The sequence below is a fragment of the Bacillus sp. 95MFCvi2.1 genome (assembly GCF_000374965.1).
Classification (GTDB): domain Bacteria; phylum Bacillota; class Bacilli; order Bacillales; family Bacillaceae_G; genus Bacillus_A; species Bacillus_A pseudomycoides.
Genome location: NZ_KB895703.1, coordinates 97,958 through 115,237, shown reverse-complemented (window position 1 = coordinate 115,237; position 17,280 = coordinate 97,958). Strand labels below are relative to the sequence as shown.

Annotated in this window: 15 protein-coding genes and 4 tRNA genes; 17 read left to right on the top strand and 2 right to left on the bottom strand. The window is 35.4% G+C overall.

The window, feature by feature from the left end:
* Positions 1–92 precede the first annotated feature (92 nt).
* The 14 genes from C568_RS0118980 to C568_RS0118915 all read left to right on the top strand — a co-directional run bounded on the left by C568_RS0118980 (position 93) and on the right by C568_RS0118915 (position 10,949).
* Positions 93–1,382: an adenylosuccinate synthase gene (locus C568_RS0118980; protein WP_003202567.1), complete on the top strand. Its 1,290-nt coding sequence runs from the start codon at positions 93–95 to the stop codon at positions 1,380–1,382.
* Between the two features lie 152 nt (positions 1,383–1,534).
* Positions 1,535–1,610: transfer RNA gene (locus C568_RS0118975), tRNA-Lys, on the top strand.
* Between the two features lie 13 nt (positions 1,611–1,623).
* A tRNA-Glu gene (locus C568_RS0118970) sits at positions 1,624–1,695 on the top strand.
* A gap of 21 nt (positions 1,696–1,716) precedes the next feature.
* Positions 1,717–1,792, top strand: a tRNA-Asp gene (locus tag C568_RS0118965).
* A 44-nt stretch (positions 1,793–1,836) separates the two neighbouring features.
* A tRNA-Phe gene (locus C568_RS0118960) sits at positions 1,837–1,909 on the top strand.
* A 285-nt stretch (positions 1,910–2,194) separates the two neighbouring features.
* A complete protein-coding gene (gene walR, locus C568_RS0118955; protein ID WP_000971870.1) occupies positions 2,195–2,902 on the top strand; it encodes a cell wall metabolism DNA-binding response regulator WalR in 708 nt (235 codons plus the stop codon).
* 3 nt (positions 2,903–2,905) lie between these two features.
* The gene (walK, locus tag C568_RS0118950; RefSeq protein ID WP_003202552.1) at positions 2,906–4,741 is read left to right on the top strand and encodes a cell wall metabolism sensor histidine kinase WalK; all 1,836 of its coding nucleotides are present in this window, start codon (positions 2,906–2,908) and stop codon (positions 4,739–4,741) included.
* Positions 4,738–6,081 carry a YycH family regulatory protein gene (locus C568_RS0118945; protein ID WP_018782452.1) on the top strand — a complete coding sequence of 448 codons (1,344 nt, stop codon included), beginning with the start codon at positions 4,738–4,740 and terminating at the stop codon, positions 6,079–6,081. The genes walK and C568_RS0118945 overlap by 4 nt, the downstream gene beginning before the upstream one ends.
* Positions 6,062–6,889, top strand: coding sequence for a two-component system regulatory protein YycI (locus C568_RS0118940; protein WP_018782451.1), 828 nt, complete (start codon positions 6,062–6,064; stop codon positions 6,887–6,889). Before C568_RS0118945 ends, C568_RS0118940 begins: the two co-directional genes overlap by 20 nt.
* A gap of 6 nt (positions 6,890–6,895) precedes the next feature.
* Positions 6,896–7,690 (top strand): MBL fold metallo-hydrolase, encoded by a 795-nt coding sequence (locus tag C568_RS0118935; protein ID WP_003202558.1) that lies wholly within the window; start codon positions 6,896–6,898, stop codon positions 7,688–7,690.
* 63 nt (positions 7,691–7,753) lie between these two features.
* Positions 7,754–8,938: a S1C family serine protease gene (locus C568_RS0118930; RefSeq protein ID WP_018782450.1), complete on the top strand. Its 1,185-nt coding sequence runs from the start codon at positions 7,754–7,756 to the stop codon at positions 8,936–8,938.
* A gap of 55 nt (positions 8,939–8,993) precedes the next feature.
* Positions 8,994–9,179 carry a CxxH/CxxC protein gene (locus tag C568_RS0118925; protein ID WP_026008486.1) on the top strand — a complete coding sequence of 62 codons (186 nt, stop codon included), beginning with the start codon at positions 8,994–8,996 and terminating at the stop codon, positions 9,177–9,179.
* A gap of 59 nt (positions 9,180–9,238) precedes the next feature.
* Positions 9,239–9,718: a 23S rRNA (pseudouridine(1915)-N(3))-methyltransferase RlmH gene (gene rlmH / locus C568_RS0118920; protein ID WP_003209320.1), complete on the top strand. Its 480-nt coding sequence runs from the start codon at positions 9,239–9,241 to the stop codon at positions 9,716–9,718.
* Positions 9,719–10,070: 352 nt separating this feature from the next.
* On the top strand, positions 10,071–10,949 hold the full coding sequence (locus C568_RS0118915; protein ID WP_018782449.1) for a radical SAM/SPASM domain-containing protein: 879 nt from the start codon (positions 10,071–10,073) through the stop codon (positions 10,947–10,949).
* 96 nt (positions 10,950–11,045) lie between these two features.
* On the opposite strand, the gene guaC is transcribed toward C568_RS0118915, so the two are convergent.
* On the bottom strand, positions 11,046–12,029 hold the full coding sequence (gene guaC, locus C568_RS0118910; RefSeq protein ID WP_018782448.1) for a GMP reductase: 984 nt from the start codon (positions 12,027–12,029) through the stop codon (positions 11,046–11,048).
* Between the two features lie 298 nt (positions 12,030–12,327).
* The gene (locus tag C568_RS0118905) at positions 12,328–13,401 is read right to left on the bottom strand and encodes a DctP family TRAP transporter solute-binding subunit (RefSeq protein ID WP_006096762.1); all 1,074 of its coding nucleotides are present in this window, start codon (positions 13,399–13,401) and stop codon (positions 12,328–12,330) included.
* 87 nt (positions 13,402–13,488) lie between these two features.
* Between C568_RS0118905 and C568_RS0118900 the strand changes: the two genes are divergently transcribed.
* The 3 genes from C568_RS0118900 (at position 13,489) to dctP (ending at position 17,188) form a co-directional block, all read left to right on the top strand.
* Positions 13,489–15,090: an ATP-binding protein gene (locus C568_RS0118900; protein ID WP_018782447.1), complete on the top strand. Its 1,602-nt coding sequence runs from the start codon at positions 13,489–13,491 to the stop codon at positions 15,088–15,090.
* Entirely contained in the window at positions 15,080–15,778 is a 699-nt protein-coding gene (locus C568_RS0118895; protein WP_018782446.1) for a response regulator, read from the top strand. The genes C568_RS0118900 and C568_RS0118895 overlap by 11 nt, the downstream gene beginning before the upstream one ends.
* A 126-nt stretch (positions 15,779–15,904) precedes the next feature.
* Positions 15,905–17,188, top strand: a complete 1,284-nt coding sequence (gene dctP / locus C568_RS0118890) for a C4-dicarboxylate transporter DctP (RefSeq protein ID WP_018782445.1) — start codon at positions 15,905–15,907, stop codon at positions 17,186–17,188.
* Positions 17,189–17,280 lie beyond the last annotated feature (92 nt).

The following is a 17,280-nucleotide window of genomic DNA, read 5'->3' as shown; positions in this document are numbered from 1 at the left end:
AAATGTTCGTTTTTAAATTGACTTCTCTTTTCATTTTGGTACAATTATATTGTTTGAAAAGTTCGTTTGAAAATTGCGGAGGTGCTTGAATAATGTCTTCAGTAGTAGTTGTAGGAACACAGTGGGGCGATGAAGGAAAAGGTAAAATTACTGATTTCCTTTCTGAACATGCGGAAGTAGTTGCAAGATATCAAGGTGGAAACAACGCAGGACATACAATTGTTTTTGGCGGTGTTAAGTACAAACTACACTTAATTCCATCTGGTATTTTCTATAAAGAAAAAATTTGTGTTATCGGAAACGGTATGGTAGTAGATCCAAAAGCATTACTTGTAGAATTAAAATACTTACACGATCGTGGTGTAAGCACTGATAATTTACGTATTAGTAACCGTGCGCACGTTATTTTACCTTATCACTTAAAACAAGATGAGTTAGAAGAAGAGCGTAAAGGTGATAACAAAATCGGTACAACGAAAAAAGGTATCGGTCCAGCATACATGGATAAAGCTGCTCGCGTTGGTATTCGTATGGCTGATCTTTTAGATCGTGAAGCATTTAAAGAAAAGCTTGAACGTAATTTAGCGGAAAAAAATCGTCTATTTGAAAAAATGTATGATGCAGAAGGCTTTAATGCAGATGAAATCTTTGAAGAGTACTTTGAATATGGTCAAAGAATCGCGCAATACGTATGCGATACATCTGTTGTATTAAATGATGCGTTAGATGAAGGACGCCGCGTATTATTTGAAGGTGCACAAGGCGTAATGCTTGATATTGATCAAGGTACGTATCCATTCGTTACATCTTCTAACCCAGTTGCTGGTGGTGTAACAATCGGTTCTGGAGTTGGTCCTTCTAAAATCAATCGTGTAGTAGGCGTATGTAAAGCATATACAAGCCGTGTTGGTGACGGTCCATTCCCTACTGAACTTCATGATGAAATTGGCCATCAAATTCGTGAAGTTGGTCGTGAATATGGTACAACAACAGGTCGTCCACGTCGCGTAGGTTGGTTTGACAGCGTTGTTGTAAGACATGCACGCCGTGTGAGTGGTTTAACAGATTTATCTTTAAACTCTATCGACGTATTAACAGGTATTCCAACTGTGAAAATCTGTATTGCATATAAGTATAATGGAGAAGTTCTGGATGAAGTTCCAGCAAACTTAAACATTTTAGCAAAATGTGAGCCTGTATATGAAGAGCTTCCAGGTTGGACAGAAGATATTACTGGTGTAAAATCATTAGAGGAGCTTCCTGAAAATGCAAGACATTATGTAGAGCGTGTGTCTCAATTAACAGGTATCCAATTATCTATGTTCTCTGTTGGTCCAGATCGTAATCAAACAAACATCGTTCGTAACGTATACGGTGTTTAATTGATATAAAATTGGTTTATTTAAGAAAAAACTCATGTAAACATGAGTTTTTTCTTATCTTGTATAAAAAATATAAAAAAGGTATTGCAAAAACAAAAGTTATTATGTTATGATAACTCTTGTCGTCACGAAAATATGACGTTGGTGAGTATGAGCCATTAGCTCAGTTGGTAGAGCATCTGACTTTTAATCAGAGGGTCGAAGGTTCGAGTCCTTCATGGCTCACCATTTTATTTTTCGTGGCCCGTTGGTCAAGTGGTTAAGACACCGCCCTTTCACGGCGGTAACACGGGTTCGAATCCCGTACGGGTCATATCTTTTATATATGTTTTGTGGTCCCGTGGTGTAGTGGTTAACATGCCTGCCTGTCACGCAGGAGATCGCCGGTTCGACCCCGGTCGGGACCGCCACTTTTGTTTATACCACCATTAGTGGTTTTATATATATATGTTTTGGCTCGGTAGCTCAGTCGGTAGAGCAGAGGACTGAAAATCCTCGTGTCGGCGGTTCGATTCCGTCCCGAGCCACTCTCAGGATATTAAGTGGGCCCACTTAATATCCTTTTTATATTCTTCAATTTTACAAATGAGAGTAGTTATTTTACAATAGAATGAGGAGCCTCTAGCAGTTGAAGCTAGGGGTTTTTCTGTAGATTGTATAGTGTTCCACTTTTATGTGGATCATACGTGATTCTATGAGAATAGAGGAGAAAATACTCAAACAAAGGCTACGAATGTTTGATTATACGCTATACAGATAGCTGTGCATGTTTGAGGATGATTGACCATATTTTTATTAGGAGGAAACAAACAATGATGGGAAAGAAAATCTTAGTCGTTGATGATGAGAAACCGATTGCAGATATTTTAAAATTTAACTTAGAAAAAGAGGGCTTTGAAATTGTGATGGCGCACGATGGTGACGAAGCTATTGAAAAGGCAAATGAGGAACAACCAGATATGGTTTTATTGGATATTATGTTACCAGGGAAAGATGGGTTAGAGGTTTGTCGTGAAATACGAAAAAGCTCTGAAATGCCAATTATTATGCTAACTGCAAAAGATTCTGAAATCGATAAAGTATTGGGATTAGAGCTTGGAGCAGATGATTATGTAACAAAACCATTTAGTACGCGTGAATTATTAGCACGTGTAAAAGCAAACTTGCGTCGTCATCAACAAGGTGGCTCAGCTGAAAAAGAAGAAAATACAGAAATGGTTATTGGACCAATTGTGATTAATCCAAATGCGTACAGTGTAACGAAAAGAGAAGAAAGCATTGAGCTTACACATCGTGAATTTGAATTACTTCATTATTTAGCGAAGCATTTAGGACAAGTTATGACGCGTGAGCATTTATTACAAACGGTTTGGGGCTACGATTATTTTGGAGATGTACGTACAGTAGATGTAACAGTACGCCGTTTACGTGAAAAAATTGAAGATAACCCAAGTCACCCAACTTTAATTGTAACAAGACGCGGGGTAGGGTATTACTTGCGTGATCCAGAGCAGGAATAGTATATGAAGAAAGTTGGTTTTTTTCAATCGATTCATTTAAAGTTTGTGCTCATCTATATGCTATTAATTTTGATAGCAATGCAGGTTATTGGTGTATATTTTGTTCGTGAACTGGAGAAAAGTCTCGTACAAAGTTTTAAGGATTCATTAACACAACAAACGAATTTACTGTCTTATAATTTGAAGCAAGAGTTTGCAAAAGAGCGTGAAAAAACAGATCCCCCTTTAGAAGATGCACTTAAAACATCAATTACTGACTTTGCATCAGACCGGAAAAAGGATATTCAAGAAGTACGTGTGATTGACCCAAACAGGCGTCTATTAGCAATATCTAATTCATCTAAGCAAGGTATGGTAGGGAAAACAATAACAGACATAACAGTGCAAAGGGCTATTGTACAAAAAAAGGCTGAAGGAAAGATTGAGAAAGATGGAAAAACCGGTCATCGTGTTCAAGTTATGGCTACCCCAATTGAAGGAGAAAAGGGGAAAATAATTGGTGTCATTCACATCGTTGCTTCGATGGAAGATGTTTATAAGCAGATGAAGGATATCAATCAAATTTTTGCAACGGGGACAGTGATTGCTTTATTAGTAACAGCAGTTCTAGGGATTTTATTAGCTCAAACAATTACAAGACCAATTTCAGATATGCGAAGGCAAGCAATTGAAATGGCAAAGGGAAATTACTCCCGTAAGGTAAAAGTACACAGTCATGATGAAATTGGTCAATTAGCACTAGCGTTTAATAATTTATCAAAAAAATTACAACAAGCGCGTTCTTCGACTGAAAGTGAAAGACGTAAGCTTTCGTCTGTTTTATCTCATATGACAGATGGTGTAATTGCTACTGATCGAAAAGGGGACATTATTTTATTAAATGATCCGGCAGAAAAGATGTTAAACGTTTCACGTGAAACGGCATTAGATCAGTCTGTTTTAGAAGTGCTAGGCATTCAAGAGGAATTTACACTCGATCATCTATATGAAGAACCAGATTCTGTTTTATTAGATTTCAGTACGCGAAATGAACCGTATATCTTGAGAGCTAGTTTTTCTGTTATTCAAAAGGAAACAGGTAAAGCAAATGGTTTAATCGCTGTGTTGTATGATGTAACAGAACAAGAGCGAATTGACCGTGAGCGCCGTGAGTTTGTAGCAAATGTATCACATGAACTACGGACGCCGTTAACAACGATGCGTAGTTATTTAGAGGCACTTAGTGATGGTGCATGGCAAGATCCGAATATTGCACCGCAATTTTTAACAGTTACACAAGAAGAAACGGAAAGAATGATTCGACTTGTGAATGCCTTGTTACAATTATCTAAATTAGATAGTACAGAACATCGTTTAATGAAAGAATGGGTAGATTTTACGGATTTCTTTAACAATGTTATCGATCGTTTTGAAATGTCGAAGGAACAAAATGTAATTTTCAAGCGTTCATTCTCTAAGAAATCTCGATTCATTGATATGGATGCTGATAAAATTACACAGGTTTTATACAATATCATTTCAAATGCGTTAAAGTACTCTCCTGAAGGTGGAACAGTAACATATCGCCTGCGCGATCGAGAGGATATGTTAGAAATTAGTGTGAGTGACCAGGGAATGGGTATTCCAAAAGAAAATGTAGAGAAGATTTTCGAACGTTTTTATCGTGTAGATAAGGCGCGTTCAAGACAGATGGGTGGAACAGGCTTAGGTTTAGCCATTGCTAAGGAAATGATTGAGGCGCATGGTGGATCTATTTGGGCAAAAAGTGAGGAAGGAAAAGGGACAACCATTTATTTCACCCTTCCAATGGCGAAGGAAGAAGAGGACGATTGGGAATGAATATGGAAAACTTTAAAACCATTGTCCTTATTAACTTAGTTGTCATTAGTCTGTTTCTTACTTTTAATTTATGGACTTATGTACCTGATTCTAATTCATTGCAGAGCACAAAATTTGTTCCAGATAACGCAACAGCACCGAAACAAGATGTTTCAAATGTAATTGTCCCATCTTCTATGATTGTTCATAAGGATAACAATCATTTTGTAAGTGAAAAGAAAAATAATATTAATTTATTATATACTTTTATTCAAAAAGGGGAATTGCACGATTTTAAGGATATTACAAACTCTATATCTAAAGGTGATTTCCTCTCTTATGTGCACGGGGAAGGCAAGATTGAAATTGTCTTTCCGACAGAGGTTCCGTTTGATGCGATTAGGAGCGTATTAACAATTAAAGATAAGAAATTGGATATGTTGAGTTTTGATCGTATTGTTGTTGATCCTTCTAAAAGTCGTGATCAAAATATTGATGTGAATTTCGTTTCTTATAGTACTCGTAAAGTGTATAAAATGACATTAACAGGTGTGAATCTAAGGGACATTATAAATGCACAAAATCAATTTTTAGCTTTAGCAAGACCGTATTTTGCGTATGAAATAAATGATACGAAAAATATATTTTTACCAGATGGTTCAACAGAAATGCAGAATTTAATATATTTTGCGCGAGTCATGGAAGTAGAATCATTTAAAAATGCACTATTTAGTGATCCGCGTTATGTGCAACCTTTTTCTAACGAAATAGAGGATACATATACAGATGGCATTCGTCTTATGCGAATAAACAAACAGAATCGAATGTTAGAGTATACAAATTCATCTGTATCTGGTGGTGCACCTATGAATGGTACCTCTCTTATGCAGCGGAGTTTTGAATTTGTTAATAGTCATAGTGGATTAACTGATGCTTATCGATTTGATTATATAAATTCTAAAGGGACTAAAGGGACAACCAAATTCCGTTTGTATGAAGAAGATTTGCCAGTATTTAACCGAGAAGGAATGACCGAATTAAGGCAAGTATGGGGATCAGAAGAATTAATTAGTTATAGACGCCCATTATTTAAATGGTGGTCAATTGATAAAGATGGAGAAACAACGCTTCCAACTGGTCGGACGGTTATCCAATCCCTAGAAAAAAATTCGAAGATAGCTAAAAATTTGATTCAAAACATTGGAATAGGTTATAAATTAGTACCGGAAGTTGAGCAAAACGGACAAATTACAAATATAAAGTTAAAGCCAATTTGGTACGTAATTTATGGTGAAGATCATCACGCATATGAGTGGAGTGAAGAGAAGGAGGGAGAGCTAATTGGACTGGAATCGGATTAAAACAATATTTATTGTTACCTTTTTTATTTTAGACCTCTTTCTCGTTTTTCAATTCATTCAAAAACAAGATAGTAACCAATTAGAGCTCATGGCAGAAACAAAGGTTGATCAGCAGTTAAAAGATGATAAAATTACCATTGGTGATTTACCAAAAGAACCAAAGAAAGATTCCTTTATTACAGCGAAAAATAAGGAATTTAAAGAAGAAGATATACGTTCTTTAAAAAGTCAAACAGTTACTTTACGAGATTTAAACACAATTGAAAGTAAATTAAAGGAACCATTGTTAAATGCAAAAACACTTTCTAAAGATAAATATAGTGAGTTCTTGAAAAACTATGTGCTAGATGGTCAGAAATATGAGTTTGGTAAAGCAGAAGCAACGAAAATCTATTTCTTTCAAAAGTATAAAGATAAACCTATCTTTTATAATGATCATGGGATGATTGTTGTGGATGTAAATGAGAAAGGTGAATTTATTTCGTATACACAAACAATGTTAACCGATTTAAAAGAGATGGGTGAGAATGAAAAAGCAAAAGAGCAAGAGATTATTACCGCTCAAACAGCTTTAGAAAATTTATACTTTAAGACTGAAATAAAAATAAAACAAAATACACATTTTAAAGAAGCACAGATTGGATATGCAACTCTTGTAGCATCTTCTGCTTCTAATATACAAGTGCTTGCTCCGACATGGAATTTAAAAACAGATCGAAAAGTAGATTATTTTGTGAATGCCATTGAGGGACAAGTTATTAAGTTAGGGAAAGAAAAGGAAAATGAAAAAGAAAAAATAATGGAGTGAGCAGAAATGAGTTTGCATTTTAGTGTACTTGCAAGCGGCAGTACAGGAAATGCGCTATATGTAGGGACCGAGAAACAAAAATTGCTCATTGATGCAGGCTTGAGTGGAAAAGCGACAGAAGCCCTATTTCAGCAAGCTGAATTGGATATCCAAGATATATCAGGTATTCTTGTCACACATGAGCATAGTGATCATATTAAAGGTCTCGGCGTTTTAGCACGTAAATATCAGTTACCTGTGTATGCAAATGAAAAAACGTGGAGCGCTATGGAACATTTAATTGGTAACATCCCAACTGATCAAAAATTTGTTTTCTCAATTGGCGATGTGAAAACATTTGGAGATATTGAAGTGGAATCATTTGGCGTTTCTCATGATGCGGCAGAGCCAATGTTTTATGCATTTCATCATAATGGTAGAAAATTGGCCCTTATTACAGATACAGGTTATGTAAGTGATCGTATGAAAGGTATCATTAAAGGAGCAAACGCATTTGTGTTTGAAAGTAATCACGATGTTGAAATGCTTCGTATGGGACGTTATCCATGGAGTATAAAACGACGCATTTTAAGCGATGTGGGTCATGTTTCTAATGAAGATGCAGCACTTGCAATGGCTGATGTTATTACAGATGAGACGAAACACATTTATTTAGCGCATTTGAGCTTAGATAATAATATGAAAGAACTAGCACATATGTCTGTTGCACAGGTGCTAGAGGAAAAAGGTTTTGCAGTTGGGGAAGCGTTTGAGGTACATGATACGGATCCAAAGGCACCAACGAAAATTCAATACGTATAATTCTTGATTTTAGTAAACAATAAAGGGGAATATAGTTGTTTTCGGGAGGATTGGTGAACAAGTATGTCCTTTATTGATGAAGAGAAATTTCGTATGAAACGAACAGGTAAAAAGAAGCACAAAGGTATCGTTATTTCTAGCATAGCAGGAACAATCGTAGGGGCTTCATTGTTTGCATTTGGAGCTCCTTTATTTTCTCAATCTGAAACTGGCCCCTTGCAGCAAGCTGAGGCAAGTGAAGAGAATATGGTAGTAAAGCAATCACAAACAGCGAATCATTCTGGTTTTGTAGATGCTGTTGATCGTGCATCGGAAGCCGTTGTTGGTGTAATAAACATTCAACGTGATAATTTTTCAGAAGCAGATTCAGAAGCTGGAACAGGATCAGGCGTCATTTATAAGAAAACAAATGGTCATGCTTATATCGTAACAAACCATCATGTTGTTTCAGGAGCGAATCGTATTGAGGTGAGCTTAAGTGATGGAAAAAAGGTTCCTGGTAAAATATTAGGTAGCGATGTGGTTACAGATTTAGCTGTTCTAGAAATAGATGCAAAGCCAGTTAAGAAAGTAATTGAAATTGGTGATTCTAATACAGTGCGTCGAGGTGAAGCAGTCATTGCAATTGGGAACCCACTTGGATTACAATTTTCAGGAACTGTTACACAAGGAATTATTTCTGCAAATGAGAGAATTGTTCCTGTAGACTTAGATCAAGATGGGCATTATGATTGGCAAGTAGAAGTACTGCAAACAGATGCAGCTATTAACCCAGGGAATAGTGGCGGTGCACTTGTAAATGTAGCAGGACAACTTGTTGGAATTAATTCGATGAAAATTGCAGCGAAAGAAGTAGAAGGAATTGGGCTTGCCATCCCTGTTTCGAGAGCAGTTCCTGTTATGAATGAACTTGAAAAGTATGGGAAAGTAAAACGTCCTTATGTTGGAATTGAACTGAGATCTCTAAATGAAATTCCGAATTATTACTGGTCTAAAACGCTGCATTTACCAGGAAATGTAACAGATGGTGTCTGCATTTTAGATGTGAAAAGTCCATCGCCGGGTGCAGATGCAGGACTTAGGGAACATGATGTAATTATAGCTGTTGATGGAAAAACAATACATGATATTATTGGATTCCGAACGATATTATATAATAAAAAAATTGACGATAAAATGACTCTGACATTTTATCGTGGTACAAAACGAGCAACAACAACGGTGAAATTAGGCAGTCAAAATTATTAAGAAAACAGGAGGACAGCCCTCCTGTTTTCTATTGTGAAAAAGTGAGGTGAAAGATATGAAGTTACCTTGTTGTTTAGAACATGTAGAATTAGCGTTGGATATCATTGTGGATGAGTGTGAAGTAGCGCCAGTTATCAACAGTGTGGATAACTCAGAAAAAGAACAAAAAACATGTGAATTTTGTCAAAACAAGGCGACATATGTTGTATCGAACACAGATTCTCACACAATATGTGGGTAATACTTGTGGATATGTGGATAAGTTTTGTGGATAACGTGTTTGTAAGGTGGGGGATAGGTGTGAATATCTCGATTATTTCAATCGGAAAATTAAAAGAAAAATATTTAAAACAAGGTATTGCAGAATACTTAAAACGATTATCTGCGTATGCAAAAGTAGAAGTTATTGAATTGCCGGATGAAAAAGCACCGGAAAATTTAAGTGAGGCAGAAATGCTAATTGTAAAAGAAAAAGAAGGAATACGAATACTAGATAAAATTTCAGATGATACACATGTTATTGCATTAGCAATCGAAGGAAAACAAAAGTCATCAGAAGAATTTGCAGCGAATCTTGATCGTCTTGCTACATATGGAAAAAGTAAAGTAGCATTTATCATTGGGGGATCACTCGGGCTTAGCTCGGAAGTGATGAAGCGCTCTAACGAATCACTTTCATTCTCGAAAATGACATTGCCGCATCAGCTGATGAGATTGGTACTTTTAGAGCAAGTGTATCGGGCTTTTCGGATTAATCGTGGTGAACCTTATCACAAGTAAAAAGGAGACAGCTGTAGATGTGGTGTAACGATTAGGATAATTCGATATATGGCAGAATACTTTTTATTAAAATTTCTACAATATGATAGTTATCCATTAGATCATTACTATTAAGAAGACCATCGGAGAAAAATCCCCTGATGGTCTTTTTAACGCTTCATAATAATTGGACGAATTACGATTTAGATTGTAGTGAGATAAGTAAAATACAATCATATGCTTCCAAACAGAGAAATTGGTAAAATTAGTTTCCTTGAATAAGTATGTTTCTATTTATAAAAAATTATGCTGTAATATTGATAGAACAATATTTCATTTTGTTCTAAGTAGTTAAAGAAGTGGGGAATTGAGGTTGAAAAAGTTTAAGAAGTTTTATTTAGAGATTACTAGTGTATGTAATCTTGCATGTAGCTTTTGTCCGCCAACAGAACGACAGAAGCAATTTCTTTCTGTGGAGGATTTTTCTAAGAGATTAGACCAAATTAAACCTCACACGGACTACATTTATTTACATGTAAAAGGTGAGCCGTTGCTTCATCCTAAAATAGATCAATTGTTAGACTTAAGTCATGAAAAAGGGTTTAAGGTTAATATTACAACCAACGGAACGTTAATTAATAAAAAGAGGCATAAATTATTAAATAAACCTGCACTAAGACAGATGAATTTTTCACTTCATAGTTTTGATGGTCATCCAGGATCTGAAGATAAAGAAGGGTATGTAAGAAGCATACTTTCTTTTATTAAAGAAGCAACGAGTCAATCGGAATTAATTGTTTCGCTGAGACTATGGAATCTTACGCAAGACAATAAGACAAATCTTGAAATACAGCGAAACAGAAATTTATTAGAAATTATTGAGAAAGAATTTGATTTACCATATAAAATTGAAGAGAAGATTACACCAGGAAGTGGCGTGAAGATTGCGGATCGCATCTTTATTAACCAAGATTACGAATTTCAGTGGCCGGCATTGCATGAAGAAGAGGACGATGGGAAAGGATTCTGTCATGGTCTTCGAAATCAAGCAGGTATTTTAGCAAACGGGACTGTTATCCCTTGTTGTTTAGATGGTGAGGGAATTATCAACCTTGGAAATATTAATGATGCTTCATTTTCTGATATTATCGAAAGGGATAGAGCCCAAAATCTTATAGATGGATTTTCACGAAGAGTGGCAGTAGAGGAACTATGTAGAAAATGTGGATATCGTAAGAGGTTTGGAAAATAGAGAGATAATAAAAAAATGAGCAAGTACGAAATAAAGTACCTTGCTCATTTTTTATATAATAATCAATACTTATTGTATTTAAAGGGTAAATAAAGCTTAATATACTTTATCACCATTAAAGATTGAGTTTTTCACGACAACATAATCTACAGTACGAATTGCATCTAATTTCGTTCCACCAGCATAAGAAATAGAGGACTGAAGATCTTGTTCCATTTCGATCAATGTATCTTCTAAAAATCCTTTGTGCTCGACAAACATCTTTTTGCCTTCTACGTTTTTCTTTTCACCTTTTTGGAATTCTGAAGCTGAACCAAAGTATTCTTTGTAGAGTTTCCCATCTTTTTCAATTGTTTCCCCTGGAGATTCTTCATGTCCGGCAAACAATGAACCAATCATAACCATAGTTGCGCCAAATTTAATGGATTTAGCTACATCACCGTGAGTACGAATACCGCCGTCAGCAATAATTGGTTTACTTGCAGCTTTTGCACACCAACGAAGTGCAGCTAATTGCCAGCCGCCAGTCCCAAAGCCTGTTTTAATTTTTGTGATACATACTTTACCAGGTCCGATACCTACTTTTGTTGCATCAGCACCAGCATTTTCTAACTCTCTTACTGCTTCTGGAGTTCCTACATTTCCTGCGATAACAAAGCTCTCAGGTAAATGTGTTTTAATGTGTTGAATCATTTTTATCACCGCATTGGAATGCCCATGTGCGATATCTATCGTAATATATTCAGGAGAAAGCTGTTCAGCAGCTAATTGTTGTACAAATTCATATTCTTCTTCTTTCACACCAACACTAATAGATGCGATTAAGCCACGAGAGTGCATATCTTTAATGAAAGAGATACGCTTTTCTGGCTCAAAACGATGCATTATATAGAAATATTTATTTTCCGCTAAATATACAGCAATTTTTTCATCTATAATTGTTTGCATATTTGCAGGTACGACAGGTAATTTAAATGTATGTTTTCCTAAAGTTACACTTGTATCACATTCAGAACGGCTATTTACTATACATTTTGCCGGAATTAATTGAATATCTTCATAGTCGAATACTTTTTCCATGAATTACACCCCTAAATACGAATATTTTATTTTCAATTTAAAAAAATGTTCGCCCAAAAGATAATGTACATCATTTTTTTTGTTAAGTCAAAGCTTTTAGTTGATATTTAGAAAATATAGGGACGGAATTCAAAGGAATAATGAGTAATACCGAATTAAATAGTTTGTACATATCTATATTGTTCGTTTTTTTGGAAAAGTATATTGTAAAAATTTAATCGATAATAGTGAAATAATATTTCGGAATATCATAGTAAAATAACAGAGAAGCAGGGTGCTAAAATACCCTGCTTCTTTGTTATTTATTGTCTTCAAGAAATTGATACTTCTTTTTCAATTCTTTTAAATCATTTACCAATTGCTCTCCAATTGTAGGAGCAAGATCTTCGTATATAGGAGATAATGCTTTCTCCCACTCTTTTTTTTGTGAAGCCGTCAATTCGTGAATTTGAATCGGTGAACTTTGTTTAATAAGCTCAAGTTGTTCTTCATTCATTCGGATGGACTGACGATTGTTCCATTCAGTCGTTTCTTTCATTGCTTCAAGTAATATTTGCTTCGTTTTTTCCGTTTGTTGATTCCATGTTTTTTGATCCATCATTACAACATAGCCTAAATACCCATGATTACTAATTGTCAAATAGTTTTGAACGTTATAAAATTTTTTAGAGTATATATTTGAAATAGTATTTTCTTCACCATCAACTTTCCCTGTTTCAATTAATTTATATGTGGAATTAAATGAATCTTGATGTGCATGAACTTTTAATAAATCAAATTGGGATTGAATAACATCACTTTGCATAATGCGAAAGGATTGTCCTTTTATATCTGCAGGTGTATAAATAGGCCCCTTATTTGAAGTGATTTGCTTAAAGCCATTTGACCAATGGGCAAGCCCTTTAATGTTGTCTTTTTGTAAGGACTGAAGTAATTGTTCTCCAATTTTTCCGTTCAAGCCTTCTTGAATAGCTTCATAATTTGGAAAAGCAAATGGAAGGTCTAATACACCCCATTCGTGAGATAGCATTCCGAGCTTTGAGGTAGAGGGAGCAATAAAATGAACTTGCCCAGCTTTTAAAGCACGGATTTCTTCTATATCAGAATAGAGGCTCCCGTTTGGAAAAATTTCTATTTTTATAGTTCCGTTTGATTTCTCATTAACAAGCTCAGCAAATTTACTAGCAGCAAGCCCTTTAGGTGTATTTTCTGCTACAACATGACTAAATTTGAAAACAATTTGTTTTTTCAAGCCTGCTTGGTCATCGTCATAAGCAAGCTCACCTTGAGAAAAAAGACTTTGAAAACCTATAAATAAAGCACTAGTAATTAAAACAATAAAAAGGAGTATAAAAGCAACTATTTTTTTCATTTTAAACCTCCTCTTGGGTTGTTAATGTAAGCATACCGAGAAGATTTTTATTCGTAAAGATGCTTTTAGGGGAAAGGGGAACAAACAGTGAAACAATTGCCCATCCGCTGGAAAATTACGATTTTATCCTATGCGGTAGTTATTTTTTCATTACTGATAGGTGGAATTGTTATCATTGCAAATATTCAACAAAAAGAAGAAAAAGAAGTAAGAATTAGATCTATGAATACAGCTCGGACGGTAGCAGAACTGTCAGATGTAAAGAAATCACTTCAAGAAAAAACGGGATGGTTTACATTGAATCCTGTTATTGAAAATATTAGGGTGATTAATGAAACAGACTATATTGTAGTAATGAATATGGAGCGAATTCGATATTCTCACCCTGTGAAAGAAATGATTGGAAGGCCGTCAAAAGGGACGGATGAAGAACCGGCATTTGCGGAACATATTTACTTTTCAAAAGCAAAAGGAGAGATAGGTACTGTAATTCGTGCCTTTATGCCTATTAAAGATCAAAACTTAAATCAAATTGGTGTTGTTGTTGTTGGAAATAAAGTCCCGAATTTTTGGGAGATTATGCTGGGGCTAGCAGAAGAGATTTCTTTTATTGTTATATTAACTTTAATATTCGGATTAATAGGCTCATTAATGCTTGCCAACCATATTAAAAAACAGATGTTTCAGTTAGAGCCATATGAAATTAAAAGGATGTTAGAAGAAAGGACAGCAACCTTTCATTCGATTAATGAGGGTGTGATTGCAATTGATAACCAAGAAGTTATTACAATTTTTAATGAGAAAGCAAAGCAGGTTTTTCATGTAGATGGAAATGTTGTAGGAAAGCCTATTCGTACAGTATTAAAGGATACAAGACTTCCAGAAATCGTGGAGAGGAATCAGCCAGTATACAATGAAGAGATAAAAGTAAGTGGAAAGGTAATTTTAAGTAATCGTATACCAATCAAGAAAGATAATGAATTAATTGGAGCTGTGGCAATCTTTCAAGATCGTACAGAGGTTACAAAGCTCGCAGAGGAATTAACAGGAGTGAAAACATTTGTAGAGGCACTTCGAGTACAAAGCCACGAGCATATGAACAAACTTCATACAATAGCAGGTTTAATTCAACTAGGTAAAGCTGATAAAGCATTACAACTTGCTTTTCATACTTCAGAAGAGCAGGGGAGTGTAACAAACTTTTTAAATGAGACGATTAAAAATGATGCTATTGCAGGTCTCCTCTTGAGCAAAGTAAGCCGGGGCAAGGAATTAGGGATACAAGTTATAATTGACCAAAATAGTTATTTAGAAGCGTTTCCTTATCAACTGGATCAACATGATTTCGTTGTATTACTAGGTAACCTAATCGAAAATGCGTTTGGATCATTTGAGCAAACTGAGGTAGAGAATAAAAGAATTGATATTAGTATTGAGCAGTCAGAAGATGTATGTGCAATATTGATTGAGGATAATGGATGCGGCATAAAGGAGGAGCATTTACCAAGAGTGTATGAGAAAGGATTTACTGTGAATAAAATGAGTGGGACAGGTTATGGACTTTTTCTAGTAAAGCAAATTGTTGAAAAGGGGAGAGGGGAAATTAGTGTTTCATCTTTTCAAGGTGAAGGAACTTCTTTTATCATTACTTTTCCAATGGAGATGGAGGCGGAATTGTATGAAATATAAAGAGGAAATCAAAGTACTATTGGTTGAAGACGATCCGATGGTTCAAGAAGTAAATAAAGAATTCATTAGAAGTGTAAAAGGATTTCAAGTAGTAGCCGTCGCTAACAATGGCGAGGAGGGGATTAACCTTGTCCAAAAAATGAATCCAGATCTCGTTATTTTAGATATTTTTATGCCGAAAAAGGACGGTATTAAGGTATTACAGGAATTTAGAAAACAAGAGTTAGAAGCAGATGTAATCGTTGTTTCTGCTGCAAAAGATAGGGAAACAATTAAACTTATGCTTCAAAACGGAGCGATGGATTATATTATTAAGCCATTTAAGTTATACCGAATTCAGCAAGCTTTAGAAAAATATCGCCAATATAGAATGAGTCTGAAGGAATCCGGAGCGATTTCACAGGAACAGCTTGATTTATTATTATATTCTGGGCGTTCTAAAAAAACAGCAAACAATTTGCCAAAGGGATTAAATGAATTTACATTGAATGAAATTGAAGAGTATGTAAAAAAACAAGATGAACCTCGTTCTGCAGAAGAGGTAGCCAGTGCAATTGGGATAGCCAGAGTTACCGCGCGGCGATACCTAGATTATTTAGAAAAAAAGGGGTTGATTCATTTAGCAGTTCAATATGGAGGGGTTGGAAGACCAATTAATCGCTATGTGTATCGTGAAGTAAAAAAGTAAGACCAAAATGACCAAAATATTCGTTATGACCATAAACTTCTCACTTTTAATTGAAAACGCTATCATTATGTAAAACATAGGGATAGTAAAGTTTTCAAAGATGAAACAGTGGGGGGAGAAGTGAAGGTGAAACGACTGTTCAAAAATTTAACTTTTCAAGTATTAACGGCTATTGCACTCGGTGTATTAGTTGGGCTTATGTGGCCAAATGTTGGGAAGGAAATGAAGCCGATAGGCGATACGTTTATTAATGCTGTAAAAATGGTAATTGCACCAATTATTTTCTTAACAATTGTACTTGGTATTGCCAAAATGGGAGATATGAAGAAGGTTGGTAAGGTCGGCGGAAAGGCTTTTATTTATTTTGAGGTTGTGACAACATTTGCACTTATTGTTGGATTGATCGTTGTAAATGTTATGAAGCCGGGTTCAGGTCTTAGCTTTAATGAACTTGCAAAAGGAGACGTATCTAAATATACACAAGGCGGAGGACAGGGTATTAATTGGATTGATTTTGTTACTCATATTGTTCCTTCTAATATGGTTGATGCGTTTGCAAAGGGTGATATTTTACAAGTATTATTCTTTTCTATTTTATTTGGGGTTGGGCTAGCTGCTCTTGGAGAAAAAGGAAATTCGGTGATTGATTTCTTAGACAAACTTTCACACGTATTCTTTAAAATTATTGGTTATGTAATGAAGGCAGCGCCGCTTGGGGCATTTGGTGCTATGGCATATACAATCGGTCATTTTGGGCTTGCTTCACTTGTACCACTTGGAAAATTGATGATGTCAGTATATATAACGATGTTCCTATTCGTATTTGTTGTCTTAAATATTATTTGTAAGATATATGGGTTTAGCTTATGGAATTATTTGAAGTTTATTCGAGATGAAATACTAATCGTATTAGGAACAAGTTCTTCGGAATCCGTACTTCCGAGAATGATGAATAAGATGGAGCGATATGGCTGTTCAAAATCTGTTGTTGGCCTTGTTATTCCGACGGGCTATTCTTTTAACCTTGATGGTACATCCATTTATTTATCCATGGCAGTTGTCTTTTTAGCACAAGTATTTGGTGTCGATTTAACAATCGGACAGCAAATTACTATTATTCTAGTACTTATGTTAACGTCTAAAGGAGCTGCTGGTGTAACAGGAAGCGGATTTATCGTGTTAGCTTCTACGTTAGCGGCACTAAAGGTTATTCCTTTAGAAGGATTAGCATTACTTCTCGGTGTTGATCGTTTTATGAGTGAGGGAAGAGCAATTGTAAACTTAATTGGAAATGGAATTGCTACAATCGTTGTTGCAAAGAGTGAAAATGAATTTGATGAAATGAGGCATGCAGAAGCAGTTTCCAATATGAAGGTGTTAAAAGAGACAAAGACAGGGGAAGCTGTATAAATATCGGAATTATTCTAATGCAAGATAAAGTTTCTTATCTGGATATAATGTATGGGAATATAAAGGGACATAAATCGATAAATAAAAAGGGT